Raw genomic sequence first — 4,117 nt, forward strand, 5'->3', positions numbered from 1 at the left:
CTCACTCAACCCCTCTCAGCTGGGGTTCTGGGGGGTCGGTCTTGTTGTATCTTCCCCTGCTCGGGGGCGGCCGGGCCCCCCAAGGTTTCCGCCTCCTGGAGGTCCCCGGCCGCCACGGCCGCGGTGACCAGGGCCTCCAGGAACAGCGGGCGCATCGACGGCTGGAGGCCCGTGAGCTCCGGCCCGCGGCCCGCCCGCAGCATCGCGGACCGGGCCCGCTGGTGGTCCCCGCAGTACAGGGCCGCGTAACTCAGGACGCACCAGCCCAGCGAGGCCCACCAGCTGCTGCGCACCCCGGCCAGCTCGACCGCCTCCTGGGCCACGGACAGCGGGAGGGGGTCGCCCGGCGGCAGGAACGGGATCAGCACCTGGGCCTTGTTGCCCAGCACCAGGCCGAGGAGCTCGTCGCTGCCGATGCCGCGCGCGATGTTCTCGGCCTCCTCGGAGAGCTCCAGCGCCGACTCCAGCCGGCAGGTGTTCATGTGGACGACCGCCTTGCACACCAGCAGGTGCGGCAGCAGGTGCGGCGGGCCCACCCGGCGGGCCAGCGCCAGCCCCCGGTCCGCGTGCCGCTCCGCCTCCGGATACCGGTCCAGGTAGAACTCCGTCCAGGCCAGCCGGGCCAACGGCTCGCACAGGTCCACCAGTTCCCGGTCGGCCAGTGCGTCGACCCGCGCCGCGGCCCGGTCGGCCAGCCTCCGGGCCGTCGCCGGGTCACCCCCGTACGTCTCCCCGAGCGCGGCCGTGGTCAGCGCCCCCGCCGCGGCCGGCTCGTTCCGCAGCCGCAGGGCCAGCCCGAAGGCCCGCCGCACGTCCTCCCGCACCTCGTCGTACGACAGGACGTGCGGCGCGCACGAGCCCAGCTCCAGCCCCAGCGCCAGCGCGTCGGCCGGGCGGGGCGCGCGCGACAGCTCCCGGCGCAGCAGCGCCACCGCCTCCCCGTACCGGCCCAGATGGCGCTCCACCGAGGCGCACAGGGTGACGGCGGCCGCGCGCAGCCCGTCGTCCGGGTCGGCGCCGTCCACCTGAGAGACGAGCGACGTGAGGAGGTCCCGGCTCGCGCGCAGCTCGCCGCACGCGCTCAGCGCCCGGGCCCGCCGCAGCAGCAGTCCGCGGCGTCGGGCGCGGTGTTCCGGCGTGTCCGGCAGGATCCCCAGCACCACCCCGAGCCAGTGCGCGCAGCTCGCGGGGGCCGTGGTCTGCGCCTGCTCCGCAGCCTCCAGCAGGGCGGCCGCCGCCTGCGGGTCCCAGCCGGTCAGGGCCCGCTCCACGTGATGGGCCCGTACGGCGGCCGGCGCGCCCGCCCCGGCCAGCGCGGCGGCCGCCCGCCGGTGCAGGCCCGTGCGTTCCCGGGCCTCGGTGTTCTCGTAGACCACCGTCCGCAGCACCGGATGCCGCAGCGACCAGCTCCCGCCGGGGCCGGGGCGCAGCAGGTCCCGGCCGGCCAGGACGGCGAGGTGCCCGTCGAGCAGGCCGGGGCCGGCGACCTCGGCGGTCGGCGCGAGCAAGGGGGCGGTGGCCTGGTCGCCGAGCACCGCCACCGCCTCGGCGGTACGGCGCTGCGCGGCGGTCAGCGGGGTCAGCTCGTCCAGCAGCAGCGCGCCGAGCCCGCCCGCCGGGACGGCCGGGACGGCGAACTGGCCCTGGAGCAGGGTGAGGAAGTAGAGGGGGTTGCCGCCGCTGGCGGCGTACAGCCGGCCCGCGCGGTCGGCCGGCAGTCCCGGCGCCAGCTGTTCCACGCACGCCCGCTCGGGGAGCGGGCCGAGGTCCAGCCGCAGGACGGCACCGGTGTCGACGCCCCGGGTGAGCGCGGCGGCGAGGGAGGCCGAGGTCTGCCGGTCCCGGCGGGCCACGACGAGGACCACGGGCCCGCGCGGCGGGTGGCGCACGAGGTGGTCGAGGAGTTCGAGCGAGGCGGGGTCGGCCCAGTGCAGGTCGTCGAGGGCGATGAGCAGCCCCCGCCGTCCGCCGCCGGTGTCCCGGGCCAGGGCCGTGAGCATCCGCGCCGCCGCCCGGTGCACGACGAACCGGTCCACCGGCGCCTCCGGCCCGCCGAAGGCGTCCGAACCGCCGTCCGAACCGCCGTACGGGTCCCGGCCCGGGGCGCGGCCGCGGTCCCGGTCCGTGCCTGCGGCCCGGTCCGTGCCTGCGGCCCGGTCCGTGCCTGCGGCCCGGTCCGTGCCTGCGGCCCGGTCCGTGCCTGCGGCCCGGTCCGTGCCTGCGGACGACCGTCCCGTCGCGCCCGTCGTCCCGTACAGCACGGGGGCCACCGCGGGGTCGGCCTCCTGCCCGCGCGCCGCCTCCGGGTCCAGGTCGGCGAAGGCGTCCGTGAACAGCCGGAAGGGGATGTGCCGTTCGTACTCCGTGGCCCGGCCGCGCAGCACCGTCAGGCCGCGGGCCCGGGCCCGTCGGCACACCTCCGTGAGCAGCCTGCTCTTGCCCATGCCCGCCGGTCCCGTGAGGTCGACCACGCCCGGAGCGTCGCCCTCCGCCCCGCCGACCACCGCACCGATCACCGCGTCCAGCCGGTCGAGTTCGGCCCCCCGGCCGACCAGCGGAGTCCTGTCCACCATGGTGCCTCCCCCCAGGAACCGGTACCCGCCTTCGGCGCCGGGGATACGTACCGGCTACGTAGGTGGTTCTACGGATGCCGCCCGCGCGGCCCGGCTGTCAGCATCGAAGAGGTTCCGGTCCTGCCCGTTGGGAGTCCCGATGCGTCGATTACGCCTGCGCGCCAGCGCGTTCCTGTCCCTTTCCGCTCTCGTCCTCGCGGGCTGCTCAGGCGCGGGGGCGGGGGCGGACATCAGGGGCGGGGCAGCACGGTCCAAAGCCTCCGCGTCACCTTCCCCTTCCGCTTCGGTTTCGCCTTCCGCTTCCGCTTCCGCCCCGGCCTCGTCGGGCACCATCCCCTCGGCGGCCCCCGCCCCCGTGCCGACCCTCCCGTGCACCTCGACCACGGGCCTGGACGCCCACGCCCTGACCGACTACCTCAAGGGACTCAAGAGCAGCGACCGCGCCGACTCCCAGGCCCTCTTCCTGGTGGACGACGGGCTGTACCTCCGGCTGGTGAAGACCCAGCCGCCCTGCGAACCGGTCCCGGTGAAGCTCGGCTTCTTCCGGGTGGACATGACCCACTCCGCCGACTCGGCCGGCTACAAGTTCACCTACACCCCGATCCGTACGCTCACCCTCGCCGTGGGCCCCGCGGACGGCAAGGTCGACGGCAGCCTGCCCCCGGCGCCCTCGGGCTGCGGCGGCGTCCTGTCCGTCGCCTACGTGGGCCGGGATCTCGTCGAGAGCGACCTGCCGCACAGCCTGCGGCTGCCGGCCAAGGACTCGACGCTGGACTGGGTGCTGATCGACGTGGACCGCGACGGCGTCCTGGACGCCGTCTTCAAGCCCCCGGCCGGCGCACGGGACTGCTGACCCGCCGGACGGAACCCGTCCGGCCGGGCGGGACGGTGCACCGTGGGGGTGCGCACCGCTCCGCCCGGCCACGGGCACGCGCCCTGTCGGCCGGACGGGGTCATCCGCGGGGCGTCGCGCCGCGGTCGCGGGGAGCGCGGTGTAGCAGTGGGCCCCATGCCCACCCGAACGCCGCTCCGCGGCCTCCTCGGCGCCCTCCTGCTCCTGCCCCTCGCCTCCCTCACGCCCCTCCCGGCCGCCCTCGCCGCGGACGGCGGGCGCTCCGTCGACTACCGGGGTCTGCACCTGACCCTCCCCGCGGACTGGCGGGTCGTCGACCTCGACCGGGATCCCGGGGCCTGCCTGCGCCTGGACCTGCCCACCCTCTACCTCGGGCACGCCGGCACCCAGGCCCGGTGCTCCGGGCCGCGGGCCGTGGCCGACCGCGCCGACACCCTGCACCTGGAACCCCTCGCGGGCGCCCCGCCGCGCGCGGACGTCCCGACCCTGCCCGTCGCGGGCGGGGACGCGCTGCCGGCCGCCGAGGGGGACAGCGGCGAGGTGCGGTACGCCCTGCACGGGCCGGGGGTGATGGCCACGCTCTCCTACGGGGCCGGGCCGGAGAGCGTACGCACCCTGCTGGCGCACGCCGTCGAAGGGGCCACGGAGCCGGCCGGGCCGCCGACGCCCGGGACCGCCGCCGGGGCGGCGG

The 4,117-nt window shown here is 77.2% G+C and carries 2 protein-coding genes and 1 pseudogene; 2 read left to right on the forward strand and 1 reads right to left on the reverse strand.

Translation table 11 applies throughout. The features are described from left to right. Positions 1-5 precede the first annotated feature (5 nt). Entirely contained in the window at positions 6-2,573 is a 2,568-nt protein-coding gene (locus ACFXA3_RS37385) for an AAA family ATPase (RefSeq protein WP_385194837.1), read from the reverse strand. 355 nt (positions 2,574-2,928) lie between these two features. Between ACFXA3_RS37385 and ACFXA3_RS37390 the strand changes: the two genes are divergently transcribed. Next, positions 2,929-3,426, forward strand: a complete 498-nt coding sequence (locus ACFXA3_RS37390; RefSeq protein ID WP_385194840.1) for a hypothetical protein — start codon at positions 2,929-2,931, stop codon at positions 3,424-3,426. A 156-nt stretch (positions 3,427-3,582) separates the two neighbouring features. Next, positions 3,583-4,117, forward strand: a pseudogene (locus ACFXA3_RS37395) (hypothetical protein); the annotation flags it as partial.

Source organism: Streptomyces sp. NPDC059456 (assembly GCF_042750055.1).
Classification (GTDB): Bacteria; Actinomycetota; Actinomycetes; order Streptomycetales; family Streptomycetaceae; genus Streptomyces.